The following is a 24,215-nucleotide window of genomic DNA, read 5'->3' on the forward strand; positions in this document are numbered from 1 at the left end:
CCTCCCCCGCCGCCCGCCGATCCGGCACCGCCGGTGCAGCTGGCCTCCTTTGGCCAACCTGCGCCTGCCCCGGATGCGCCGCCGGCTGCCCCGGCCGCTCCGGCGCCGCCCGCCGACGCCCTGCCGCCCGCGCCTCCTGCAGACGCGCCGGTACCGCCGCCCGCGGATGTGCCTCCCGCGCCTCCCGCGGACGCACCGGACGTCGACCCGCAAACGCGGCACGCATCGCAGGTCGGCTACACGAGGCAACTGTGGGAAGCGATCCGCGGCGCGGACATCCACGGGAACGACGCGCTGGACGCCCTGGCGCAGCCGCCTCAGGCCGGCTGATTTTCGGCCGCTAGGCCGAGCCGACCCATTCTTCGGTTCCGTCGTCGAAGAACTGGTGCTTCCACACCGGTAGCCGCGCCTTGATGGTGTCGACCAGCCGGGCGCAGGTATCGAATGCCGCGCCGCGATGGTCGGCGGCCACTGCGGACACCAGCGCGGCCTCCCCGATGTGCAGCACGCCGATACGGTGGCTGGCGGCGATGGCTCGCACGCCGCTGGCCTCCTCAGCGATCTCGGCCACCACCTGGGCAAGGACCTGCTCGGCCGAGGGGTGCGCGGAGTACTCCAGCCGCACCACCCGGCGGCCGCCGTCGTGGTCGCGGATCATGCCGACGAAGCCGACGACGGCTCCAGCCGACTGATGGCCCACCAACTCTTCGTGCTCCGCCAAAAATATCGGCTCTTCGCTGATGGCGGCGCGCAAGACGCGCGTCATCGCTCGTGGTCCCCGCCCGCGAGTTGATCGAGCGCGTGGTCGAGAACGTCGGCGAGCACCCCGAGGCCGTCGCGTACCCCGCCGGGCGAACCCGGCAGATTGACGATCAGCGTCCGGCCGGCCACGCCGCAGACGCCGCGCGACAGCACCGACGTCGGCACCTTGGGCAGCCCCGAGCGGCGGATGGCGTCGGCCAGCCCCGGAATCATGTAGTCCAGCACCGCCACGGTCTGGTCCGGGGTGCTGTCGCTGGGCGAGATGCCGGTGCCGCCCGAGGTGATGATCAGGTCGACCTCGGCGTCCAGCGCGACGCGCAGCGCCTCCCCGACCGGCTCCCCATCCGCCACCACCTCGGGCTGTACGGACGAAAACCCTTGTTGCTCAAGCCATTCTGTGATAATCGGCCCACATCGGTCGTCGTACACACCGGCCGACGCGCGGGTCGAAGCGATGATCACTCGTGCAGATCGCGCGCCCATCACCTCTCCCAACTTCCGCTTTTGCCGCCCTGCTTGCGCAATACCCGAATGTCGTCGATGCGTGCTGCGGGGTCCACCGCTTTGATCATGTCGTAGAGCGTGAGCCCGACGACGCTGACGGCGGTCAGCGCCTCCATCTCCACTCCGGTGCGGTCGGTGCTGCGCACGGTCGCGGTGATCTCGATGTCCGAGTCGCCGATAGCGAAATCGATGTCGACGCCGGTGAGCGCGAGCTGATGGCACAGCGGGATCAGATCGCTGGTGCGCTTTGCCGCCAGGATCCCGGCCACCCGTGCGGTGGCCAATGCGTCGCCCTTGGGCAGGCCGCCGGTCGAGATCAAAGCCACGACCTGCGGCGAGGTGCGCAAGGCGCCCGCGGCGACGGCGGTGCGCTTCGTGGCGCCCTTTTCGGTGACGTCGACCATGTGCGCGGCGCCGCGCTCGTCCACATGCGAGAGCGTGCCCGACCGGGAATCCGGCGACTCCCGGGTTGCCGAGGCCTTCGAGGCCTCAGAGGCCCTAGCCATCCAGGCGACCTACCGGTTGACGACCGTGACCGGGTGAACGTAGGGCAGGTCAGTCGCGGGCAGGGGGAACACCAGCTCACCAAAGGGCGACAACGCACCCGTCCGGTCGCTCACCAGCTCGCTCACGGCGTGGTCGTCCGGGTCCGTCGTCGGCCAGCCGTTGTCGACGTAGTTGGTTTTGCGTGCCTTGCCCTCAGCAGTGTCAGCCACGCGGTCCATTCTGACAGGTCGCGCACGCGCGCGTGGCGCAAGGCCACTGGTCCGCGTGGTGAGCGTGGCCGTTGGGGCCGCCGACTGCTTTACGCTGGTCGGCAATGACCGACAACACCCCGGATATCCCGCTGGGGTCCTGGCTGGCCGACTTACCCGACGAGCGGCTGATCCGACTGCTGGAACTCCGGCCAGACCTCGCGCAGCCCCCGCCCGGCAGCATTGCCGCGTTGGCCGCGCGTGCTCAGGCGCGCCAATCGGTCAAGGCCGCCACCGACGACCTGGACTTTCTCGGGCTGGCGGTGCTCGACGCGCTGCTGGTACTGCAGGCCGATTCCGCCCCGGTGCCCACCGCCAAGCTGCTGGCCCTGATCGGCGAACGCGCCGCCGCGGCGGACGTGGAGGGCGCACTGGAGGACCTCAGGCAGCGCGCTCTGGTGTGGGGCGACACCGCGGTCCGGGTGGCCGCCGACGCGGGCACCGCGTTGCCGTGGCATCCGGGCCAAGTGACGCTCGAGGACAGCTCCCGCACGGGCGAGGAGATCGCCGCCCTCGTCGACGGGCTCGACCGGGCGCAGCTCGACGTGCTGGACAAGCTGCTCGAGGGCTCGCCGATGGGTCGCACTCGCGACGCCGCGCCCGGCGCCCCGGCGGATCGGCCGGTGCCGCAGCTGCTGGCGCTCGGCCTGTTGCGGCGCATCGATGCCGAGACGGTGATCTTGCCTCGCCACGTCGGGCAGGTGTTGCGCGGCGAGGACCCGGGCCCCCTGCAGCTGACCGCGCCCGACCCGGTCGTGTCGACCACCAGCATCGAGGACGTCGACGCGGTGGCCGCCGGGGCTGTCATCGACGTGTTGCGCGAGCTCGACGTGCTGCTGCAGAACCTCGGCACCACACCGGTTTCCGAGCTGCGCAGCGGCGGACTGGGGATTCGTGACGTCAAGCGGCTGGCCAAAGCGACCGGCGTCGAGGAGCCGCGGCTGGGCCTGATCCTGGAGATCGCCGCCGCGGCGGGACTGATCGCCAGCGGCATGCCCGATCCGGAGCCCGCCCATGGCGAAGGCCCGTACTGGGCGCCCACGGCGGCCACCGAACGGTTCAGCGCGATGTCCCCCGCCGAGCGCTGGCACCTGCTGGCCAGCACCTGGCTCGACCTGCCGAGCCGGCCGGCGTTGATCGGCACCCGCGGTCCGGATGCCAAACCCTATGGCGCCCTGACCGATTTGCTGTACTCGACGGCCGCTCCGCTGGATCGCCGACTGTTGCTGGGCATGCTGTGCGGGCTGCCGCCCGGCGCCGGCGTCGACGCGGTGAGGGGGTCGGCGACGCTGATCTGGCGGCGACCGCGCTGGGCCAGGCGGCTGCAGCCCAAACCCGTCGCCGATCTGCTGGCCGAAAGCCACGCGCTGGGCGTGGTGGGTCGCGGGGCGATCAGCACGCCCGGCCGGGCGCTGCTGGAGGAAGACGGCGACCCGGAGATCGCGGTGCGCGCGATGGCGCGGGCGATGCCCGCCCCGATCGACCACTTCCTGGTGCAGGCCGATCTGACCGTGGTGGTGCCCGGGCCGCTGCAACGCGACCTCGCCGACGACCTGGCCGCGGTCGCCACCGTCGAATCGGCCGGCACGGCGATGGTGTACCGCATCAGCGAGCAGTCGATCCGGCACGCACTCGACATCGGCAAGACCCGCGACTGGATGCACGACCTGTTCGGAAAGCACTCTAAAACCCCTGTGCCGCAAGGGCTTACCTATCTCATCGACGACGCGGCCCGTCGGCATGGCCAGCTGCGCATCGGCATGGCCACGTCGTTCGTGCGGTGCGAGGACCCGGCGCTGCTGGCACAGGCCGTGGCGGCGGCCGAGGAGCTGCAGTTGCGTGCGCTGGCGCCGACGGTGGCGGTGTCGCCCGCGCCGATCGCCGAGGTGCTGGTCGCGTTGCGCAAGGCGGGCTTCGCCCCGGCCGCCGAGGACTCCACCGGCTCCATCGTCGATGTCCGGCCGCGCGGGGCCAGGGTGCCCACACCGCAGCAGCGCAGGCCGTACCGCCCGCCGCCGCGGCCCAGCAGCGAGACGCTGAACGCCGTCGTCTCGGTGCTGCGGAAGGTGACCGCCGCACCCTTCGGAAACATCCGCGTCGACCCGGCGGTCACCATGTCGCTGCTGCAGCGAGCGGCCAGGGTCCAGGACACACTGGTGATCGGTTACCTCGACGCCGCCGGTGTGGCCACGCAGCGGGTGGTGTCGCCGATCACAATAAAAGGCGGGCAGCTGGTGGCCTTCGACTCGGCGTCGGGGCGGTTGCGTGACTTCGCCATCCACCGCATCACGTCGGTGGTGTCGGGGAACGACTGAATAATGGTGAGATGACCGACGGACCCTTGATCGTGCAGTCCGACAAGACGGTGCTGCTCGAGGTCGATCACGAGCTGGCCGGCGAGGCACGCGCCGCCATCGCGCCGTTCGCCGAGCTGGAGCGCGCACCCGAACACGTGCACACCTACCGCATCACACCGCTGGCGCTGTGGAACGCCCGTGCCGCCGGCCACGACGCCGAGCAGGTCGTAGACGCGCTGGTCAGCTTCTCCCGCTACGCCGTGCCTCAGCCGCTGCTGGTCGACATCGTCGACACGATGGCCCGCTACGGCCGGCTGCAATTGGTCAAGCACCCGGCGCACGGCCTGACGCTGGTCAGCCTGGATCGCGCGGTGCTCGAGGAGGTGCTGCGCCACAAGAAGATCGCGCCAATGCTCGGCGCCCGGATCGACGATGACACCGTCGTCGTCCACAACAGCGAGCGGGGCCGCGTCAAGCAGATGCTCCTGAAGATCGGCTGGCCCGCAGAGGATCTCGCCGGTTACGTCGACGGCGAGGCTCACCCGATCAGCCTGGATCAGGACGGCTGGCACCTGCGCGACTACCAGCAGCTGGCCACGGACTCGTTCTGGGCCGGCGGCTCCGGGGTGGTGGTGCTCCCCTGCGGCGCGGGCAAAACGCTGGTCGGCGCCGCCGCGATGGCGAAAGCGGGCGCGACGACGCTGATCCTGGTCACGAACATCGTCGCCGCGCGGCAGTGGAAACGCGAGCTGGTCGCTCGCACCTCGCTGACCGGGGACGAGATCGGCGAATACTCCGGCGAACGCAAGGAGATCCGGCCGGTCACCATCTCGACGTACCAGATGGTCACCCGCCGCACCAAGGGTGAGTACCGGCATCTGGAGCTTTTCGACAGCCGCGACTGGGGGCTGATCATCTACGACGAGGTGCACCTGCTGCCGGCGCCGGTGTTCCGGATGACCGCCGACCTGCAGTCCAAGCGGCGGCTGGGCCTGACGGCCACGTTGATCCGCGAGGACGGCCGCGAGGGTGATGTCTTTTCGTTGATCGGCCCGAAGCGCTACGACGCGCCCTGGAAGGACATCGAGGCGCAGGGCTGGATCGCGCCCGCCGAGTGCGTCGAGGTGCGGGTCACCATGACCGACAGCGAGCGGATGACGTACGCGACGGCCGAACCCGAAGAGCGGTACCGGCTGTGCTCGACGGTTCACACCAAGATCGCGGTGGTCAAGTCGATTCTGGAAAAGCATCCCGGCGAGCAGACGCTGGTTATCGGCGCCTACCTGGATCAGCTCGACGAGCTCGGCGCGGAACTCAATGCCCCGGTGATCCAGGGGTCCACCCGGACCAAGGAACGCGAGGCGCTGTTCGACGCCTTCCGCCGCGGCGAGGTGTCGACGCTGGTGGTGTCCAAGGTCGCCAACTTCTCCATCGACCTGCCGGAAGCCTCTGTGGCGGTGCAGGTTTCGGGTACGTTCGGTTCGCGCCAGGAGGAGGCGCAGCGGCTGGGCCGGCTGCTTCGGCCCAAGGCCGGCGGCGGCGGCGCCATCTTCTATTCCGTGGTGGCCCGCGACAGCCTGGACGCCGAGTACGCCGCGCACCGCCAGCGCTTCCTGGCCGAGCAGGGCTACGGCTACGTCATCCGCGACGCGGACGACCTGCTGGGACCCGCGATTTAGCGCGAGCAGCTAGAGCGACAGGATCGTGGCCGACGCGGTGCCCGGCGCGCCGTACACCTGCGCCAGGCCGACGCGCGGGTTGCCGGGCACCTGGCGCTCCCCGGCCTCGCCGCGCAGCTGGCGCACCAGCTCGTGCATCTGCCGCAGGCCCGAGGCGCCGATCGGCTCACCGTTGGCGATCAGGCCGCCGTCGGTGTTGACCGGCATCGAGCCGTGGATTTCGGTGGCACCGTCGGCCACCAACTTCTCCTGCTCGCCGTCGGCGCACAGGCCCGTCTCGGCCATGTGGATGACCTCGTTGCCGGCATCGGTGTCCTGCAGCTGGGCGACGTCGACGTCCTCGGGCCCGATGCCCGCCGCCTCGTACGCGGCCTTGGCCGCGTACACCGTCGGCGAGACGTCCTCGTCCGGCGGAGCGAAGGTGGCGTGCACCTCGTAGGCGCCGTAACGCCTGGTCCGGATCTCGCAGGCGCGCACATAGACCGGTTTGTCGGTGAACTTGTGCGCCATGTCGGCGCGGCACATGATCACCGCGGCGGCGCCCTCGTCGGGCGCGCAGAACATGTACTGGGTAAGCGGGTAGTTGAGCACGGCCGAGTTGAGGATCTCTTCCTCGGGAATCGGCTTGCGGCGGAACGCATTCGGATTCAGCGCGCCGTTGCGGAAGTTCTTCGCGGCGACCTTGGCCAGTGTGGCCTGGGAGATGTTGTGGTCGTGGAGGTACTTGTTGGCCTTCATGCCGAAGAACTTGGTGGTGACGAACTGCCCGTTTTGCGCGTACCACTGCGGCAGCGCCAGCTTGGCGGGGTCGTCGGTGAACGCGCCGCGCGGGTGCTTGTCCAGGCCGATCGCGATGCCGATGTCGTACTTGCCCAGCCGGATGGTGTCGGCGGTCTGCTGAATGGCGCTCGCCGCGGTGGCGCACGCGTTGAACACGTTGGTGAACGTGATCCCGGTCAGCCCGACCAGGCGGGTCACCGCGTCGGGGTTGGAGACCTCGTGGCTGCCCCCGAAGCCGAACTGGATGTCCTTCCAGCCCACACCGGCGTCGCTCAGCGCGGCGTGGATGGCCTCGGCCCCCATTTGCATTGCGGTCTTGTCGAACCTGCCGAATGGATGCAGGCCCACGCCGATGATCGCCACGTCGTTCGTCATCTGAAGCACTCCTTTCTAGACGGGCTGGAAGGCGAACGTCATGACCTCGGCGCCCTCTTCGTCGGTGGTCAACGGCACCATGGTCAGCTCGACCTCCTGACCGAATTGCAGCTTGGCCGGGTCGTTTTCGGTCAGCCGACCCTCGACCCGAATGATGTCGCCCAGCTGGACCAGGCCGACGCCGAACGGCACGAAGTCCTTACCGGTCGGACCGGCGAAGGGCGCCCCGGGCGGGAAACCCTGGGTGGTCCACGCGACCAGGGTCCCGCGGCGCGGCAACAACAACTCGGTCATCTCGCCCCCGCTGCAGCGCGGGCACCACTGCTGCACGGGAAAGGTCGTGGCACCGCAGCTGCCGCAGCGACTCCCGATGAGCTGTGGGTTCTCGTCGGGCCAGGTGGAGATTTCGGGGGCGAGTGCCTTCTGCATCGAGGGATCCTCCAGGAGCGTCCACGGTGGGCAAAAGAATAGTGCTCACTGAACCGTATAACAGGTTTCCGAAAAGTGGAAACCACATTCTCGTCGGCATCCGGGCCCCCGCCCGGGCGGTTGGCCGCGCTATCTTGGCGAGGATCTGTGCGACGTGAGGAGACCACCATGCCGGTGACGGTGACACTCGAACTCAGGCTGAAGCCCGACGCGGTGCAAGCGGCGCGCGAAGTGATGGGAAGGGCGCTCAAAGACACGCGCGCGTTCGCGGGCAACCTGCAGACCGACGTGCTCGTCGACGAGGACGACGAGGCGCACTGGCTGATCTATGAACTCTGGCAGAGCGTCGAGCACGACGAGGCGTATCGCGCCTTCCGGGCCGGTGAGGGGAAATTGACGGAGCTGCCTCCGCTGCTGGCCGCGCCGCCGGTCAAGACGCGCTACGTCACCACCGACATCTAGCTAGCTCAGTGCGGGAATGACTTCCCGCTCGAACAACTCGATGCCGGAACGATCGTAGGCCGCATCCGGGAAGTAGCAGATCGCGTATTCGCATCCGAGGTCGCGGATCTTCGCGATCCGCTCGATCACCTGTTCCGGTGTGCCCGTGGCCGAATCCGGCCCGCTGCCACCGGCGATCATCGCGTCGGCCACCGCCTCGGGCACGTAGCCGACCATGCGGTCGCGTACCCGCTTCAGCCGATCCTGAACGTCGTCATCCGAGGTACCGAGGAGAGCGGTGAAGTTCGCCGAGCGCACGATCGCCTCGAAGTCGGTGCCCACCTCGCGGCAATGCTGGGCCAGCACCTCCGACTTGTGCGCGAACGCCCCGGGCTCGGGGGTGAAGTTGGTGTACTGCGCGTACTTCGCGGCAATGCGCAACGTCACCTTCTCGCCGCCTCCGGCGATCCACATCGGTATCCCGTTGTCCTGCAACGGCTTCGGCGAGACGATCGCGCCGTCGACCTGGTAGTGCTCGCCGTCGAAACTGACTTTGCCGTCACGCCAGGCGTCGCGCATGATCTGTACGCCTTCGTCCAGCCGCGCCAACCGCACCCTGGCCGAGGGGAAGCCGTAACCGTAAGCGCGCCACTCGTGTTCGTACCAGCCGCCGCCGATGCCCATCTGGATCCGGCCGCCGGAGATGATGTCGGTGGTCGCGGCGACCTTGGCCAGGTACACCGGATTGCGGTAACTCATCGCCGTGCACATCTGCCCGAGTTTGATCCTCGACGTGGTCGCCGCGTAGGCGGCCATCAGCGACCACGCCTCGTGCGTGGCTTCGCCCGTCGGCATCGGGACGGTGTGGAAGTGGTCGTACACCCACAGCGAGTCCCAGGCGCTGTTGTCCGCGTAGGCGGCCAGGTCGCGCATCACCGCCCAGTGTTTGTCGGTTTCGATGCCGACGAGATCCATTCGCCAGCCCTGCGGAATGAAGAGACCAAAGCGCATAGCAAGTGACTGTAGCCCGCCGGCCTCACAGCGGATCGATAGCTCAGCCCCAGCCGCCGCCGACGGCCAACCCCTAAACAGAATGCATGACAAACCTCGGGCACCACATCAATCCATCGCGGCGCCGGCGAATTTGCGCGACGCAACTGATCTTCGCGGGGGCCGCGGCCGCCGCGATGCTCGCGCTGTTCGGCGCCGCGCAGCCGACCCGCACTGCAAGCGATTTCGCGTCCGGCCCCTCGGCCGCCGCGCAGTTCGCCACGGATGACACCAATTTCGTCAACGACAACGGACAGACTTCGGGCGACATCTTCACGCAGAACGCCCAGGACCAGAACTAGCGCGTAAGGGGCCCATCCGCCGGGCCTCGCCGCCGGTCTCGACCGTAGGCTGACGCCCATGCGGGTTCTGATCTCCGGTGCCAGCATCGCCGGGCCGGTGCTGGCGTACTGGCTGACCAGGCATGGCTTCGACGTCACGGTCGTCGAGCGCGGGCCGACGCTGCGCAAGACCGGGGGCCACGCGGTCGACTTGTTCCGTCCCGCGATGGAGATCTCCGCGAAGATGGGTGTGTTGCCCCGCATCGAGGCGCTCGCCACCGGAACCGATCGCATGACCATGTATCGGGAAGGTCGATCCCGAGCCACCGAGGTCGACCTCACCAAGCTCGTCGGCGTCGCGTCGGACCGCCACGTGGAGATCATGCGCGACGATCTCAGCGAGATCTACTACGACGCCGCCCGCGACGACGTGGAGTACCTCTTCGGCGACTCCATCACGGCCATCGGCCACGACGGCGACGTGACGTTCGAGCATTCCCCGGCCCGCAGCTTCGACGTCATCGTCGGCGCGGACGGGCTGCATTCCAATGTGCGGCGCCTGACCTTCGGCGAGGAGGACAGCCTGACCCGGTTCCTCGGCGGCTACCTGGCGGTGCTGTCCGCACCCAAGTCGCTGGCCGAACCCAACGAGATGATCGGCCACGTCGGGGTCGGGCGGCTCGCGGCGATCTACACCGCGGAGCATCTGGACGACGCCCGGGTGGTGTTCATGTTCCGCAGCAAATCCGAACTCGACTACGACCACCGAGACTCGTTGCGGCAGAAGGAGCTACTGCGCGGCGCGTACGCGGGCATGCATCCCCGGGTGGACCGCTGGCTGGAGGAAGTCGACCGGACGCCGGCCTTTTACTTCGACGCGATCAGTCAACTGAGCATGAACATCTGGTCGCGCCGGCGGGTCACCCTCGTCGGTGACGCCGGCTACTGCCCCGGCCCCGCGGTCGGCGGCAGCACCAGCCTCGCCGTCCTCGGCGCCTACGTGCTGGCCGGCGAACTCGCCCGGGCGGACGGCGATCACCTGCGCGCGTTCGCCGCCTACGAACTGCAGATGCATCAGCCCGTGCACCTCAGCCGGGCCTTTGCGCGCGGGGCCGCCCGCACCATCATCCCCGGCTCCCGGGCGGGAGTGTGGGCGCTGACCCGCGGGCTACAGCTAGTCTCGTTGATGCCGGGCTCGCTCTCCCGGGCGCTGGCGAAGCTGAACACCAAAGGCGTGCGAATGCACGACTCGATGCCGGTGCCCGACTACAGCGAGGTGTGACGCGGAAGGAAGGATCACCGATGGACCTTGCCGGTGTCGGGGTGTGGAGCAGTCAACTGCGCTACGGCGATCCGTCCGAATCAGCCGACGCGGCAGCGGAATTGGACGAACTGGGATTCACCGCGCTGTGGATTCCCGACGTGGGCGGACCGGTTTTCGACGCGGTGGGTCACCTGCTCGCGGCGACCAAGCGGACCGCGATCGCCACGGGGATCCTGAACCTGTGGATGCACTCGCCCGGCGACGTCGCCGCATCGTATGACGCCCTGACCGCCGAGCACGGCGACCGTTTCCTGCTGGGCATCGGGGTCAGCCACGCGCCGCTGATCGACGCCGGCCAGCCAGGGCGGTACCGCAAGCCGCTGGCCGCGACGGCGTCATTCCTGGACGGGTTGGATGCCGCGTCGCGACCGGTGCCCGCCGAAGCGCGGGTCCTCGCCGCGCTCGGCCCGAAGATGCTGGCCCTGTCGGCGGCGCGCGCCCGCGGCGCCCACCCCTACCTCGTCACGCCGGACCACACCGCCTCCGCCCGTTCGGTTTTGGGCGAGGGCCCGTTGCTGCTGCCGGAGCAGACCGTGATCCTGTGCGACGGCGCCGACGAGGCGCGCCGCATCGGGGCCGACTGGCTGCGGGCGTATCTGGCGCTGCCCAACTACGCCAACAACCTGCTGCGCAGCGGGTTCTCCGAAGACGACCTGGCACAGGTTAGCGACCGGCTCCTCGACGCGATCATCGCGTGGGGCGACGAAGAGGCCGTCATGCGCAGGGTCGCCGAACATCGCGCGGCCGGCGCCGACCATGTCTGCGTCCAGGTGCTGACGGCCGATCCGACGGAATTCCCGCGCGAGCAGTGGCGCCGGATCGCCGCGGCCCTCTGACCGCGAGCAGACACAGAATCGCACGCGGGGGGCCCGCGTTACGCGATTCTGCGTCTGGTGGCCGGACGGGGCCCGGCGAACACTGCCAGAGGAATTAGGTCAGCGACGCCGGCGGCAGGAAGCGGTCACCGTACTTGGCGGCCAGCTCCTTGGCGCGCGCGACGAACGCCTCCTTGCCGGTGCCGGCCGGGCCCGAGTAGCCGGCGATGAACTGCGCGCTCCCCCCGGTCCACGGCGGGAAGCCGATGCCCATGATGGACCCGATGTTGGCGTCGGCGGTCGACGTCAACACGCCCTCGTCGAGGCACTTCTGCGTTTCCAGCGCCTCGGCGAACAGCATCCGGTCAATCATGTCCTGCAACGGCGGCTCCGAGGAGCCCGACTTGAACGTCTCCCGTAGCCCCGGCCACAGGGCGGTCCGCTTGCCGTCGACGTACTCGTAGAAGCCCGCGCCCTTGAGCCGCCCGGACCGGCCGATCTCGATCATCTTCTCGACGACGGCTTCCGCCGGGTGCGGCTCGTAGGTGCCGCCGGCGTCCTCGACACCCTTGCGGGTGGCGACCGCGATCTTGTGCATCAGCTCCAGGTTGAGCTCGTCGGAAAGCTGCAGCGGCGGCGCCGGATACCCGGCCTGCGAACCGGCGTGCTCCACGCTGGCCGGCTCGACGCCCTCACCCAGCATCGCCAGCGCCTCGTTGACGAAGGTGCCGATGACGCGGCTGGTGAAGAATCCGCGACTGTCGTTGACGACGATCGGGGTCTTGCCGATGGCCAGGGTGTAGTCGAACACGCGGGCCAGCGCCTCGTCGGATGTCTTCTCGCCCTTGATGATTTCGACCAGCGGCATCTTGTCGACCGGTGAGAAGAAGTGGATCCCGATGAAGTCCTCCTGCCGCTTGACACCGGTCGCCAGACCGGTGATCGGCAAGGTCGAGGTGTTGGAGCCCAGAACCGCGTTGGGCTCGACGACGTCTTCGATCTCCTGGAACACCTTGTGCTTGAGGTCCTGGCTTTCGAACACCGCCTCGATCACGAAATCGACGCCCTTGAAGTCGGCAGCGTCGGCCGTCGGCGTGATGCGGGCCAGGAGCGCGTCGGACTTCTCCTTGGTCGTCTTGCCGCGTTCCAGCGCCTTGGCTTCCAGCTTCTCGGCGTAGCCCTTGCCCTTCTGCGCGGCCTCCAGGCTGACGTCCTTGAGTACGACGTCGAAGCCGGCCTTGGCCGAGACGTAGGCGATGCCGGCGCCCATCATGCCGGCGCCGAGCACACCGATCTTGTTGATCGGGGTCTTGCCGATGCCATCGGGGCGCGAACCGCCGCCGTTGATGGTCTGCAGGTCGAAGAAGAACGCCTGGATCATGTTCTTGGCGATCTGGCCGGTCACCAGCTCGGTGAAGTAGCGGCTCTCGATGCGGGTGGCGGTGTCGAAGTCCACCTGCGCACCCTCGACGGCGGCGGCCATGATAGCCCGCGGCGCCGGCATCGGCGCGCCCTTGAGCTGCTTGCGCAGCAGCGACGGGAACGACGGCAGGATCGCCGCCAGCGACGGGGTGCTCGGGGTGCCGCCGGGGATCTTGTAGCCCTTGACGTCCCACGGCTGGGTGTGCGCCTCGGGGTTGGCCTTGATCCACGCCTTGGCGGCCGGCACCAATTCGTCGACGCTGGAGACGATTTCGTCCACCAGGCCGTTGTCCTTGGCCGCGGCCGGCTTGAAGCGGGTGCCCTGGCTCAGCACGTTCATGAACGCGTTCTGGATGCCCAGCATCCGCACCGTGCGGGTGACGCCCCCGGCGCCGGGCAACAGGCCCAGGGTCACCTCGGGGAAGCCGACCACGAGCCCCTTCACGTCGGCGGCGATGCGGTGGTGGCAGGCCAAAGCGATCTCCAGCCCGCCGCCGAGCGCGGCGCCGTTGATGGCGGCTACCACCGGCACGCCAAGGGTTTCCAGCGCGCGCAGGTCCTTCTTGACGCCCTCGACGAGGTCGAACGCCTCTCCGGCGTTCTCCGGCCCGATCTGGATCATGCTCTTGACGTCACCGCCGGCGAAGAAGGTCTTCTTCGCGCTGGTAATCACCACGCCGGTAATCGAGTCCTTCTCGGCGCCAAGGCGTTCGACGGCCTTGTGCATCGACTCGATGTAGTGCTCGTTCATCACGTTGGCAGACCCGGAAGGGTCGTCCAGCGTCAGCGTGACAATGCCGTCGGCGTCCTTATCCCACTGAATCGTGTTCTCTGCCATGCGCTTAAACCCTCTCGATGATCGTCGCGACGCCCATGCCGCCACCGATGCACAACGTGATCAGCGCACGACGGGCGTTGCGGCGCTCCAGCTCGTCGACCATGGTGCCCAGAATCATCGCGCCGGTGGCGCCCAGCGGGTGACCCATCGCGATGGCCCCGCCGTTGACGTTGAGCTTCTCGTCGGGAATGTTGAGGTCCTTCTGGAACTTCAGCACGACCGACGCGAACGCCTCGTTCAGCTCGAACAGGTCGATGTCGTCGACGGTCAGGCCCGCCCGGTCGAGCGCCTTCTGGGTGGCCGGCGTCGGGCCGGTCAACATGATCGTCGGGTCGGAGCCGGTGGTGGCGGTAGCGACGACGCGGGCGCGGGGCGTGAGGCCCTGCGACTTGCCGGCGGCCTCGGAGCCGATCAAGACCAGCGCGGCGCCGTCGACGATGCCCGAGCTGTTGCCGCCGGTGTGGACGTGGTTGATCTTCTCGACCCAGTGGTACTTCTGCAGCGCCACATCATCGAAGCCGGCCATCGCGGCGAGTCCCTCGAAGGCGGGCTTGAGCTTGGCCAGGCCCTCCTTGGTGGTCTCGGGGCGCATGTGCTCGTCGTGGTCGAGGATCAGCAGGCCGTTCTGGTCGCGGACCGGAACCACCGACTTGGCGAAGTAGCCGCCCGACCACGCCGCGGCCGCGAGTTCCTGCGAGCGCAGCGCGTAGGCGTCCACGTCATCGCGGGAGAATCCCTCGATGGTGGCGATCAGGTCCGCGCCGATGCCCTGCGGGACGATGTACGCGTCGTACGAGGTGGCAGGGTCGGCCATCATCGCGCCGCCGTCGGAGCCCATCGGCACGCGGCTCATGGACTCCACGCCGCCGGCGAGCACCATGTCGTCCCAGCCGGAGCGGACCTTCTGGGCGGCGGTGTTCACGGCCTCTAGGCCCGAGGCGCAGAAGCGGTTGAGCTGCACGCCGCCGACGGTGTCGGGCATGCCGGACGCGATCACCGCGGTGCGGGCGATGTCGCCGCCCTGGTCACCGACCGGTGAAACGCACCCCAGGATGACGTCGCTGATCAGGTTCTCGTCCAGGTCGGGGTTGCGCTTGCGCAGCTCCTCGATCAGACCGACGACCAGGTTCAGCGGCTTGACCTCGGTCAACGACCCGTTCTTCTGCTTGCCGCGCGGGGTGCGGATGGCCTCGTAGACGAAGGCTTCTTCGGACATGTCGGGCTTCCTCTTCACAAATGGGGGTTCGGATCCGTCCTAAACACTAGGTCCAGTACAGGCCACCGTAACAGGGTCCCCGGCCAACCTGTTGGTTGGGCGGTTTGCGCAGCTCACCGCCGCCGAGCACTCCGGGCGACCGCTCGGAACCACATCGGCCACATCAGTCTCAACGCCGCGTGGCGTCCGGGATTTGTCGCTCTGAGGCGGGCACCACCAACCCCCTTGCCGCCAGAGGCCAATGTGGTGCAAGTGACGAATGCCGTCCTAAGCTCGACCCCCATGACGGTGTCGCGGCTGCGGCCGTACGCGACGACGGTGTTCGCGGAGATGTCGGCGCTGGCCGCGCGGATCGGCGCGGTGAACCTCGGCCAGGGTTTTCCCGACGAGGACGGTCCCCCGGCGCTGCTGAAGGCCGCGCAGGACGCCATCGCCGCGGGCGCCAACCAGTACCCGCCCGGGATAGGCATCGCACCGCTGCGCCAGGCCATCGCCGCGCAACGCCGGCGCCACTTCGGCGTCGAGTACGACGCTGACACCGAGGTGCTGGTGACGGTCGGCGCCACCGAGGCCATCGCCGCGGCGGTGATCGGGTTGGTCGAGCCGGGCTCGGAAGTGGTCCTCATCGAACCCTTCTACGACTCCTATTCGCCGGTGGTCGCGATGGCCTGCGCGCATCGGGTGGCGGTGCCGCTCGTCCCCGACGGGCGCGGCTTCGCCCTGGACGCCGACGCCCTGCGGCGCGCGGTGACGCCCCGGACCCGCGCGCTGATCGTCAACTCGCCGCACAACCCGACCGGCACGGTGCTGAGCGCGGCGGATCTGGAGGCCATCGCGGAGATCGCGGTGGCGGCCGACCTCTTGGTGATCACCGACGAGGTGTACGAGCACCTGGTGTTTGACCGCCCGAACGGCAGGAAGCATCTGCCACTGGCCGGCTTCGACGGCATGGCCGAGCGCACGATCACCATCTCCAGCGCGGCCAAGATGTTCAACTGCACCGGGTGGAAGATCGGATGGGCTTGCGGGCCAGCGCAACTCATCGCCGGCGTGCGCGCGGCCAAACAGTACCTGAGCTACGTCGGCGGCGCGCCGTTCCAGCCCGCGGTGGCCCTGGCGCTGGACACCGAGGATGCCTGGGTTGCCGGGCTGCGGCGCTCGTTGCAGGCCAGGCGGGATCGGCTCGCGACCGGGCTGACCGATATCGGCTTCGCGGTACACGACAGCGACGGCACCTACTTCCTGTGCGCCGACCCGCGCCCGCTCGGGTACGACGACAGCACCGCGTTCTGCGCGGCGCTACCGGAAAAGGTCGGCGTGGCGGCCATCCCGATGTCGGCGTTCTGCGATCCTGCGGCGCCGCACGCGGACGTGTGGAATCACCTGGTGCGCTTCACCTTCTGCAAACGCGAAGACACCCTCGACGAGGCGATCCGGCGACTGGCCACGCTGCGGGACCAAGGCCGTTAGCTGCCCTCCATCACCCGCTTGCGCAGCCCCTCCAGCGCGGCGTGCAGGATCTTCTTGCGGGCCCGGTTGATCACGAACTCCGGCAACGGCGCCGATGGCTCGACGGTGATGCCGAATCGCACGCGTGTCTTGTCGTCGCTTTCGCGGGTCAGGTTGTACTCCCCGTGCTGGCCGTGTTGGTGGATGGTCTTTCTGGCGTCCCACACCATCCAGTCCGGCCCCCAGTGGTACTCCAGGAGCTGGGTGTCGAAAATGCCCATCACCCTGATCGTGACCTTGACGTGGCAGGGCCGCCCGTCGGGATAGGAGTCGATCACTTCGACCTTCTTGTGCACCGCGGACCAGGACGGCACGGTGTCCATGTCGGCGAGCGCGTCCATGATCACGCCCGGGGGCGCGTCGATGACGATTTCCGACGATGCTTGGACGGCCACTGCTACAACTAGGTCGGGTTGTCGAGGGCCCCGCCACCCACCACGAGGTCGCTCAGCCCCTTCACCGAGGCGTCGAGAACCTTTTCGGTGGCCCGCTTGACGACGAACGCCGGAATGGGTCCGGCCGGTTCGACAGTGATATCGAAACGCACGCGCGTCTGGTCGAGGCCCTCGGGCTTCAGGTTGTACTCGACGTGTTGGCCATGCTGCTGGGCGGTCCCTTTGACGTCGTAGACGACCCAGTCAGGGCCCCAGTGATATTCCAGGATCTCTTTGTCGACGAGCCCGAGAATCTTGATCTTGGTCTTGACGTGGTGGGGCCGACCGTCGGGATAACGATCGACCACCTCGATGTGTTTGTGCAGCGGCGACCACGATGACAGGACGCCGACATCTGTCAGCGCCTCCATGACCACTTCAGGCGGCGCGTCTACGACAAATTCCCGTGATGCTTTTACGGCCACTGGGATCAACTTAACCCCAACGCCCTACGCGCGGGTGGCGTTCGCCGAAATCTCTACTTACCAGCCGATTTCGGTGAGCGGCGTCGTTGCCGCCGGCGGCGGCCCGACGGGGCCGGCGGGCGTTCTGGAGAAACGCGGCGCGGGTGCGGCCTGCTCGACGCCGTGGGCGGTGATCACGGTCGACCGCGCGTTCAGGTGGTCGTTCGCGGCGGCTTCGCTCCAGGTCAGCACCGGGGTGACGCACGCATCGGTGCCCGCGAAAATTCTCGTCCACTCGTCGCGGGTGCGGCCGACGAACCGCTCCGCGAAGACGTCGTACATCCTTTGGTACGAACCGATGTCAAGCTGGGCGGGCACCTCGTCGGGCGACAGGCCGAGCCCGCTCAGCAGCGCCGCGAAGAATTGCGGCTCGATGGCGCCGACGGCCATGTACTTGCCGTCGGAGGTCTCGTAGCAGCGGTAGAACGGGGCGCCGCCGTCGAGCAGAAATGATTCGCGCTCGTCACGCAGCGAACCGGTCGCCTTCATCGTCCACATCATCTGGGCGAGCAGGCTGACGCCGTCCACCATCGCGGCGTCCACGACCTGGCCCTTGCCCGAGCGTTCCCGCTCGTACAGCGCGACGGCGATGCCCAGGAGCACCAACATCGAACCGCCACCGAAGTCGGCGACGAGGTTCAGCGGGGGCAGCGGCGGTCGATCCCGGTAGCCCAGCGCCGACAGCGCACCGGTCTGCGACAGATAGTTGATGTCGTGGCCCGCCGTCTGGGCCACCGGGCCCTGCTGCCCCCAGCCGGTGATCCGCGCGAAGATCAGCCGCGGGTTGACCGCCGCGCAGTCGTCGGGACCGATGCCGAGTCGCTCGCAGGTGCCGGGCCGGAAGCAGTCGAGCAGCACGTCGGCCTTGCCCGCCAACTCGAGCAGCGCCTGGGGCCGCGCCTTGACGTCCAGGTCGACGATCCGCTTCCCGCGGTGCAACAGGTCGCGGTCCTCGGGCGGCATCGTCAGCCCGCCCGTTCGGTGGCGACCCGCATCGCCCGGCTTCGCCGCGCTTGCGATCGCCACGCCCGTTTGGTGGCGACCCGCATCGCCCGGCTTCGCCGCGCTTGCGATCGCCACGGCGGGCCGCCGCACCCGCACCACGTCGGCGCCCAGATCGGCGAGCATCATCCCCGCGTGCGGCCCCGGCCCGATGCCACCGAGTTCGATCACCCGCACCCCGGCCAGAGGCCCACCCGCCACGGGCGGCTACTTACCCTTCTTGACCTGGAGCACGCGCTTGCGCAGCTCCTGGGTGGCCGAATCCATCGTCCCCTTGACCGCGCGCTTGAGCACGAAACCGGGCAGTGGAACGTTCGGGTCCACGGTGACCTCGAACTTGACCAGCGTCTGGTCGTCCCCCTTGGGCACCAGAATGTACTTGCCGTCCTGCGACTTCTGCTGGGCCGAACTCACCAGCGTCCAGCTCACCTCGTTGCCGCTCCACGTATAGGCCACCACCTGTTCGTCGGTGATGCCCGCCGTTTTGACCTTCATCTTCACTTGGCTGGGCCGGCCGTCGCCGCCGGTCTCGAGCACCTCCGCGCTCTGGTGCGGTCCCGACCATTCGGGCATCGCTTCGAAGTCTGCGATGACGTCCAGAATCTCCTCGGGGCTGGCTTCGACGACGATCTCGCGGGATTCTTTGATTGCCATGGCCCGCACGATAGGCCAATTGGAGTCCGGCCGGTAGGCGTTTGCACCAGGCGTACCGTCGTCTTCGTGAGTGATCCCGTCTACACCGTCGGTGACTACCTGTTGGACCGCCTCGCCGAGCTCGGCGTCTCCGAGATCTTCGGCGTGCCCGGCGACTACAACCTGGCATTCCTGGACCACATCGTCGCGCACCCGACCATTCGCTGGGTGGGCAGCGCCAACGAGCTGAACGCCGGATACGCGGCCGATGGCTACGGTCGGCTACGCGGAATGTCGGCCGTGGTAACGACATTCGGTGTCGGTGAGCTCTCGGCGGCCAACGCGATCGCGGGCAGTTATGCCGAACACGTGCCCGTGGTGCACATCGTGGGCGGTCCCTCGAAGGACGCGCAGGGCACCAGGCGGGCGCTGCACCATTCGCTGGGCGACGGGGACTTCGAACACTTCTTCCGGATCAGCCGCGAAATCACTTGCGCCCAGGCCAATCTCATGCCGGCGACGGCATGCAGGGAGATCGACCGGGTGCTGTCCGAGGTGCGCGAACAGAAGCGCCCTGGCTACATCCTGCTGTCCACCGACGTGGCGCGGTTCCCCACCGAACCGCCCGACGCACCGCTGCCCCGCTACACCGGTGGCACCAGCCCGCGGGCGCTGTCGCTGTTCACCGCTGCCGCCACCGAACTCATCGGCGATCACCAGTTGACCGTGCTCGCCGACCTGCTGGTCCACCGCCTGCAAGCCGTCAAAGAGCTCGAGGCGCTGCTGGCGGCCGACGTGGTGCCGCACGCCACGCTGATGTGGGGAAAGAGTCTGCTCGACGAGAGCTCCCCGAATTTCCTTGGCATTTATGCGGGTTCGGCCAGCGCCGAATGGGTGCGCACCGCCATCGAGGAGGCGCCGGCGCTGGTGACGGCGGGGGTGGTGTTCACCGACATGGTCAGCGGGTTCTTCAGCCAGCGGATCGACCCGGCGCGCACCATCGACGTCGGGCAGTACCAAAGCACCGTCGCGGGCCAGGTTTTCGCGCCGCTCGAGATGGGTGCCGCGCTGGAGGCGCTGGCCGGCATTCTGGTTCGGCGCGGCATCACCTCCCCTGCGGTGGCGTCGCCACCGGCCGAGCCCCCGCCGCCGGCCCCGGCGCGTGATGAGCCGTTGACGCAACAGATGGTGTGGGACCGGCTTTGCGAGGCGCTCACACCGGGCAACGTGGTCCTGGCCGATCAGGGCACGTCGTTCTACGGCATGGCGGATCACATGCTGCCGCAGGGCGTCACCTTCATCGGTCAACCGCTTTGGGGCTCAATCGGTTACACGTTGCCCGCGGCGGTCGGGGCCGCGGTGGCGCATCCGGAGCGCAGGACGGTTTTGCTGATCGGCGATGGGGCCGCTCAACTGACCGTCCAGGAGCTCGGCGTTTTCTCGCGCGAGGGGTTGTCCCCGGTCATCGTTGTCGTCAACAACGACGGCTATACCGTCGAACGGGCGATTCACGGAAAGACGGCCCCCTACAACGACATTGTGAGCTGGAGTTGGACCGAGATCCCCCGGGCGCTGGGGGTGGCCAACCCTCTTGCGTTCCGGGCGCAGACCTACGGCGAACTCGACGACGCATTCACCGCGGCGGCCCAGCACCGGGACCGGATGGTGTTCGTCGAGGTCGTCTTGCCGCGCCTGGAAATCCCCCACCTGCTCGGCCAGCTCGTCGGGCCGATGTCACCGGAGGGCAGCGCACGCGGTTAGGTCGGCCGCGCCGTTCGGTCCGGGGCCGACGATCGCAGTAGCGCCTGAACGGTGCGCCGGCAACGCCCGCAATCGGCACCCGCCCCACACGCCTGCGCGACGTCCTTGGTCGTCGACGCCCCGGCCTCGACGGCCTCGGCGACCGTCTGGCTGGTGATGCCGTTGCACAAGCACACGAACATCGGGCGCGCTCAGTCCCCCTCGACGCGCATCATGTCGAAGAACTGCCCGACGAACAGCGGGGGGTAGGCCCCGACGCCGGCCCCCGACATCCATTGCGCCGCGGCGTCCGGGTGTTCGATCCACCGCCGCGCACCGTCCTCGTCGGGAAACTCCTGCAAGATCAGGACCTCGTGCTCGTCGTCAAAAGCCTGGAAAACCCAGGTCTTTCGGATGCCGGCGGCGGTGAACCTGTCCATTGCGGAGCTGACCCCCGCGGTCAAAGTCGACACGTCGTCGACGGAGGCGATCGCGCAGACCACCACGCCCGGCGCCCCCGGCGCGGCCGGCGGTTGCGGGATGAATCTCTCGACGATCTCGCCGGCGAAGACGGCCGGGATGTCCTCGACGCCGGCCGCGTCGAACCAATCGAAGAAGACCCGCGAGCGCAGCAGTTCCACGATGGGTTCGCGGCTGTGCACGCCGATCATCACGAGTACGCGCCCGTAGTCGTGGGTGGAGGTGTACACCAGCACGTGGTGGGCGCCGATGTCGGCGAGCGCGGCCTTGTTGCGCTCGAGCAGCGGCCATACCCGGCTGGGGTCCGGGACGCGATAATCCGACGCGATCATCATCGAGTGGATATCGCCCGTCGTCAACGTGACGGCCCTATACCGGGTTGAACGACGAAATCAGCCATCTGCCATTAGCTTTCGTCAGGGTGACCGACACGCTGCTGTTGGTGAACGTGGGCTCCGGCCGATCCTTGCTCTGCGTGCTCTGGTTGACGAACAACAGCACGACGGCCGAGCCGGGATGCAGCTCCGACACCGCGGCCCGAAGGACCACCGCGGTGGTCTTCACCGCCTTCTGCTTGGCGGCCGGGGCGACGATCTGCTGGGTGAATTGGTCGTAGTAGGACAGGAAGTCGCCGGTCAAATGCGACTTCGCCGAGGAAAAGTCGCGGTCGAGGGTGTCCGGGGAATACGACAGCACCGCCACCGTTCCCTCGCTGGCGGCCGAGATCGCGGCCTTGGCGGCGCCCGCATCGGTCGCCCGGTCGGGCCGGTAGGAAAACCAGTACAGGCCGCCGAGCAGTGCCAGCGACGCGACCACGAGCACCGCCAGCACCGCGGCGACAACCCTGCCCGACGAGCGCTTCTTCGCCCGCGCGGCGAACCGCTTCAGGCGACCCGACTCCTTGCCGTCATTGCCGGCGGCGTCGATGTCTTCGACGGCGTCGACATCTCCGGCGGAGTCGACGTCGGCCGGCTTTTCCGCGTCAACCGTTTCGTCGACCTCTGCGGCCTCGGCGGTCTCGTCGACGTCCGCGGTTTTCTGAGCCGATGTTTTGTCTGCGGTCACGGCACGAACTCGACTTTCGATATCTTGAGCTGGCCACCGTCGCGTGCGACCGTCACGATCAGCCGGTAGTTGCGCGGGTCCTGCTTGGCGCCAGCCGCATTCGTGACCTCGGAGGTGGAGGCAACCAGCACCACCGCCGAATCCCTGGTCATCGAGTCCAGTTCCACCGCCGCGGTCTGCACGCTGCCTTGCGAAACCACCTTCGACTGCTCCACGACCTTGGTGAAATCGTCGGCCATCTTCAGGAAGTCGTCCTTGAACGAGCCGGTGGAGTTCTCGAGGATGCGCTGCACCCCTTGTTTGGCGTTGTTGAAGTCCAGCGACGTCAGCGTCACGACTCCCTGGCGTGCCGCGGCGACGAATTCGGCCGCACGCTGGCGCTGCTGGACGGCATCGTGATGCTCTTTGATCATGTAGCCGCTGCCCGCCAGCGCGCCGAGGATAACGAGTATCGCCAGGCTGGCGGCGAGGGTGGACCAGCTGGGGCGGCGAAGACGCCCGGAGACGCGGCGCCGGCGTCGCGCGGGCTGCGCCGCGTCGGCGGACGCATCGGATTCGGCCTCCGCGACCGGCTCTTCGGTCTCGCCGGTTTCCGCATCGTCCGCGGTCTCGGTGGCGTCGGCCTGCGCCTCAGGCGGGGCGTCGGGCACCTCGGTCTCCACCGATGCCGTCGCGTCCGGCTCGGCCTCCGCGGGGACTTCTGCGACGGCCTTCTTCTCGGCTTGTTGCTTGGCTTCGGCGAGTTCGGCCTCGCGGCGCAACTGGATGGCCCGGGCGCGCGCACGCGCGGCGGCGGCAAGGGCCTCCGCTTCCGCCGCCTCCGCCTCGGCCTGGTCGGCCAGCGCCCGCATGTCGGCGGCGGTAGTTGGGATTTCGTCCTCGTTCACCGGAACCAGTTTCGTGTCAGCGGAGTCTTGGCGTGCCCCGCCACTCACCGCTCACCTGACCGATGCCGAGAGTGCTCGTGACTCAATCCAAAACTCCTCTACCGCTTGCTCGTCGTGGCAAGTGAGTGCCTAGCCGCCGACGGCCGGGAGACGACAGCCCGGCCGGGACCTGCTGTCTCCCAGCCGTCGGGCAACCCTACTCGGCACACGCATGGCCGCGCGAGCACCTGCGCCGATGTTCTTCCGCCCCGAAGGTCGTGCCAACTAGGAGAACAACGTTATCATTCTTTGCCAGCAACGCCATCGCGCTGGCGCCCAGGGGGCGCAAGAAAATGAGCGCAAGCTGGGGAAATGGGGTTCTCCGACATCGACGCCGCTCATCGGGTCGGTTCCAGGGGACCCGGATTGTCTGCTGGCGACGTTCGGTCTCAGTCGAGCACCGCGGTCGCCGCGCGGAGCTCGTGCAGTGCCTGACGTGCCAGCACGGTGAACGTTCGCCGGTTGGCGGGATCGCACCAGAGTGCGAAGGCGCGGTCAAACGCCAACACCCCGAGCTCGGCGGCCAGGCAGGCCGCAGGGTCAGCTATACCGCGGTTCGTGAGCGCCTCAGTCATGGCGACGGCGAGGTCGGCGCGCTTGAAAGCGGCGCGTTCCCGCAACTCACTATTGGCGGAGATCACCGCCTGTAGCCGAGGTCCGAACTCGCGCTGGGCCGGTGTGAACGCGGCCGTGGCGGCATCGAGGCCAGCCGCGACCGCCTCGAGCGGAGTGGCCGTGTCGGGTGCACCGGCGATGCCGTCGGTGAGCAACCGGCGGTGGATGTCCTGGCCGGCGAAGAGAACCTCGCGCTTGTCCGGGAAGTGCCGGAAGAATGTGGTCTTGGTCAACCCGGCCCGTTCGGCGATGTCGATGACCGTGGTGGCGTCATAGCCGTGTTCGGTGAACAGTTCGAGGGCCGCACGCGCCAATCGCTCCCGGGGATTTGGCTCCCACCGACCCATGGCAGCATCGTAGGTGATGTGACTTGGTTCCC

Annotated in this window: 26 protein-coding genes and 1 pseudogene; 9 read left to right on the forward strand and 18 right to left on the reverse strand. The window is 68.4% G+C overall.

Annotated elements, in window-relative coordinates; genetic code table 11:
- A pseudogene (locus A5787_RS27875) lies at positions 1–330 on the forward strand (resuscitation-promoting factor RpfA); the annotation flags it as partial.
- A gap of 10 nt (positions 331–340) precedes the next feature.
- On the opposite strand, the gene A5787_RS22130 reads toward A5787_RS27875, so the two are convergent.
- The 4 genes from A5787_RS22130 to A5787_RS22145 are packed head-to-tail and all read right to left on the reverse strand — an operon-like array spanning position 341 to position 1,982.
- On the reverse strand, positions 341–766 hold the full coding sequence (locus A5787_RS22130; protein ID WP_066971004.1) for a molybdenum cofactor biosynthesis protein MoaE: 426 nt from the start codon (positions 764–766) through the stop codon (positions 341–343).
- Positions 763–1,245, reverse strand: coding sequence for a molybdenum cofactor biosynthesis protein B (locus tag A5787_RS22135; RefSeq protein ID WP_066971214.1), 483 nt, complete (start codon positions 1,243–1,245; stop codon positions 763–765). Before A5787_RS22135 ends, A5787_RS22130 begins: the two co-directional genes overlap by 4 nt.
- Positions 1,245–1,772, reverse strand: a complete 528-nt coding sequence (gene moaC, locus A5787_RS22140; protein ID WP_066971006.1) for a cyclic pyranopterin monophosphate synthase MoaC — start codon at positions 1,770–1,772, stop codon at positions 1,245–1,247. Before moaC ends, A5787_RS22135 begins: the two co-directional genes overlap by 1 nt.
- A 9-nt stretch (positions 1,773–1,781) precedes the next feature.
- Complete coding sequence (locus A5787_RS22145) at positions 1,782–1,982, reverse strand: hypothetical protein (RefSeq protein ID WP_173842213.1); 201 nt, start codon at positions 1,980–1,982, stop codon at positions 1,782–1,784.
- Between the two features lie 104 nt (positions 1,983–2,086).
- Between A5787_RS22145 and A5787_RS22150 the strand changes: the two genes are divergently transcribed.
- A complete protein-coding gene (locus A5787_RS22150) occupies positions 2,087–4,336 on the forward strand; it encodes a helicase-associated domain-containing protein (RefSeq protein ID WP_066971009.1) in 2,250 nt (749 codons plus the stop codon).
- Between the two features lie 11 nt (positions 4,337–4,347).
- Positions 4,348–5,997: a DNA repair helicase XPB gene (locus A5787_RS22155; protein ID WP_066971011.1), complete on the forward strand. Its 1,650-nt coding sequence runs from the start codon at positions 4,348–4,350 to the stop codon at positions 5,995–5,997.
- Positions 5,998–6,006: 9 nt separating this feature from the next.
- On the opposite strand, the gene A5787_RS22160 is transcribed toward A5787_RS22155, so the two are convergent.
- Together A5787_RS22160 and A5787_RS22165 are read right to left on the reverse strand one after the other, a co-directional pair.
- On the reverse strand, positions 6,007–7,152 hold the full coding sequence (locus tag A5787_RS22160) for a thiolase family protein (protein WP_066971013.1): 1,146 nt from the start codon (positions 7,150–7,152) through the stop codon (positions 6,007–6,009).
- A 15-nt stretch (positions 7,153–7,167) separates the two neighbouring features.
- The gene (locus A5787_RS22165; RefSeq protein ID WP_066971015.1) at positions 7,168–7,581 is read right to left on the reverse strand and encodes a Zn-ribbon domain-containing OB-fold protein; all 414 of its coding nucleotides are present in this window, start codon (positions 7,579–7,581) and stop codon (positions 7,168–7,170) included.
- A gap of 168 nt (positions 7,582–7,749) precedes the next feature.
- Between A5787_RS22165 and A5787_RS22170 the strand changes: the two genes are divergently transcribed.
- Positions 7,750–8,043 (forward strand): putative quinol monooxygenase, encoded by a 294-nt coding sequence (locus A5787_RS22170; protein ID WP_066971216.1) that lies wholly within the window; start codon positions 7,750–7,752, stop codon positions 8,041–8,043.
- Here the strand turns inward: A5787_RS22170 and A5787_RS22175 are convergent, their stop codons facing one another.
- Positions 8,044–9,033 carry an LLM class F420-dependent oxidoreductase gene (locus A5787_RS22175; protein WP_066971017.1) on the reverse strand — a complete coding sequence of 330 codons (990 nt, stop codon included), beginning with the start codon at positions 9,031–9,033 and terminating at the stop codon, positions 8,044–8,046. It abuts the gene before it with no gap.
- An 86-nt stretch (positions 9,034–9,119) separates the two neighbouring features.
- Between A5787_RS22175 and A5787_RS22180 the strand changes: the two genes are divergently transcribed.
- From A5787_RS22180 to A5787_RS22190, 3 genes are read left to right on the forward strand one after another with little or no spacing between them, the layout of a single operon-like run.
- Positions 9,120–9,374 (forward strand): hypothetical protein, encoded by a 255-nt coding sequence (locus A5787_RS22180; protein WP_066971019.1) that lies wholly within the window; start codon positions 9,120–9,122, stop codon positions 9,372–9,374.
- 58 nt (positions 9,375–9,432) lie between these two features.
- Positions 9,433–10,635 (forward strand): FAD-dependent monooxygenase, encoded by a 1,203-nt coding sequence (locus A5787_RS22185; protein WP_066971021.1) that lies wholly within the window; start codon positions 9,433–9,435, stop codon positions 10,633–10,635.
- Between the two features lie 20 nt (positions 10,636–10,655).
- Positions 10,656–11,513 (forward strand): LLM class F420-dependent oxidoreductase, encoded by an 858-nt coding sequence (locus A5787_RS22190; RefSeq protein ID WP_066971023.1) that lies wholly within the window; start codon positions 10,656–10,658, stop codon positions 11,511–11,513.
- Positions 11,514–11,607: 94 nt separating this feature from the next.
- Here the strand turns inward: A5787_RS22190 and A5787_RS22195 are convergent, their stop codons facing one another.
- Together A5787_RS22195 and A5787_RS22200 are read right to left on the reverse strand one after the other, a co-directional pair.
- Positions 11,608–13,752, reverse strand: coding sequence for a 3-hydroxyacyl-CoA dehydrogenase NAD-binding domain-containing protein (locus tag A5787_RS22195; RefSeq protein ID WP_066971025.1), 2,145 nt, complete (start codon positions 13,750–13,752; stop codon positions 11,608–11,610).
- A 4-nt stretch (positions 13,753–13,756) separates the two neighbouring features.
- Positions 13,757–14,968, reverse strand: coding sequence for an acetyl-CoA C-acetyltransferase (locus tag A5787_RS22200; protein WP_066971027.1), 1,212 nt, complete (start codon positions 14,966–14,968; stop codon positions 13,757–13,759).
- A gap of 282 nt (positions 14,969–15,250) precedes the next feature.
- On the opposite strand from A5787_RS22200, the gene A5787_RS22205 reads away from it, so the two are divergent.
- Positions 15,251–16,438, forward strand: a complete 1,188-nt coding sequence (locus A5787_RS22205) for a pyridoxal phosphate-dependent aminotransferase (protein WP_066971030.1) — start codon at positions 15,251–15,253, stop codon at positions 16,436–16,438.
- On the opposite strand, the gene A5787_RS22210 is transcribed toward A5787_RS22205, so the two are convergent.
- Genes A5787_RS22210 through A5787_RS22225 form a run of 4 tightly spaced genes read right to left on the reverse strand, consistent with a single transcriptional unit; the run spans position 16,435 to position 19,031 of the window.
- Positions 16,435–16,872 carry an SRPBCC family protein gene (locus tag A5787_RS22210; RefSeq protein ID WP_066971032.1) on the reverse strand — a complete coding sequence of 146 codons (438 nt, stop codon included), beginning with the start codon at positions 16,870–16,872 and terminating at the stop codon, positions 16,435–16,437. The genes A5787_RS22205 and A5787_RS22210 overlap by 4 nt on opposite strands.
- A gap of 8 nt (positions 16,873–16,880) precedes the next feature.
- Positions 16,881–17,336 (reverse strand): SRPBCC family protein, encoded by a 456-nt coding sequence (locus tag A5787_RS22215; RefSeq protein WP_066971033.1) that lies wholly within the window; start codon positions 17,334–17,336, stop codon positions 16,881–16,883.
- A 57-nt stretch (positions 17,337–17,393) separates the two neighbouring features.
- The gene (locus A5787_RS22220; protein WP_156764078.1) at positions 17,394–18,578 is read right to left on the reverse strand and encodes a CaiB/BaiF CoA-transferase family protein; all 1,185 of its coding nucleotides are present in this window, start codon (positions 18,576–18,578) and stop codon (positions 17,394–17,396) included.
- A 6-nt stretch (positions 18,579–18,584) separates the two neighbouring features.
- The gene (locus tag A5787_RS22225) at positions 18,585–19,031 is read right to left on the reverse strand and encodes an SRPBCC family protein (RefSeq protein ID WP_066971035.1); all 447 of its coding nucleotides are present in this window, start codon (positions 19,029–19,031) and stop codon (positions 18,585–18,587) included.
- Between the two features lie 66 nt (positions 19,032–19,097).
- On the opposite strand from A5787_RS22225, the gene A5787_RS22230 reads away from it, so the two are divergent.
- Positions 19,098–20,771 (forward strand): alpha-keto acid decarboxylase family protein, encoded by a 1,674-nt coding sequence (locus tag A5787_RS22230; protein WP_066971037.1) that lies wholly within the window; start codon positions 19,098–19,100, stop codon positions 20,769–20,771.
- On the opposite strand, the gene A5787_RS22235 is transcribed toward A5787_RS22230, so the two are convergent.
- The 5 genes from A5787_RS22235 to A5787_RS22255 all read right to left on the reverse strand — a co-directional run bounded on the left by A5787_RS22235 (position 20,768) and on the right by A5787_RS22255 (position 24,183).
- Complete coding sequence (locus A5787_RS22235) at positions 20,768–20,953, reverse strand: bacterioferritin-associated ferredoxin (protein ID WP_066971039.1); 186 nt, start codon at positions 20,951–20,953, stop codon at positions 20,768–20,770. The genes A5787_RS22230 and A5787_RS22235 overlap by 4 nt on opposite strands.
- Before the next feature lie 9 nt (positions 20,954–20,962).
- Positions 20,963–21,589, reverse strand: coding sequence for a fatty-acid--CoA ligase (locus A5787_RS22240; protein ID WP_156764079.1), 627 nt, complete (start codon positions 21,587–21,589; stop codon positions 20,963–20,965).
- A gap of 10 nt (positions 21,590–21,599) precedes the next feature.
- Positions 21,600–22,118, reverse strand: a complete 519-nt coding sequence (locus A5787_RS22245) for a twin-arginine translocation pathway signal (RefSeq protein WP_231994120.1) — start codon at positions 22,116–22,118, stop codon at positions 21,600–21,602.
- A 173-nt stretch (positions 22,119–22,291) separates the two neighbouring features.
- The gene (locus A5787_RS22250) at positions 22,292–23,146 is read right to left on the reverse strand and encodes a hypothetical protein (RefSeq protein ID WP_066971222.1); all 855 of its coding nucleotides are present in this window, start codon (positions 23,144–23,146) and stop codon (positions 22,292–22,294) included.
- Between the two features lie 464 nt (positions 23,147–23,610).
- On the reverse strand, positions 23,611–24,183 hold the full coding sequence (locus A5787_RS22255) for a TetR/AcrR family transcriptional regulator (RefSeq protein WP_066971043.1): 573 nt from the start codon (positions 24,181–24,183) through the stop codon (positions 23,611–23,613).
- Positions 24,184–24,215: the final 32 nt, after the last annotated feature.

Source organism: Mycobacterium sp. 852002-50816_SCH5313054-b, assembly GCF_001667185.1.
GTDB lineage: Bacteria > Actinomycetota > Actinomycetes > Mycobacteriales > Mycobacteriaceae > Mycobacterium.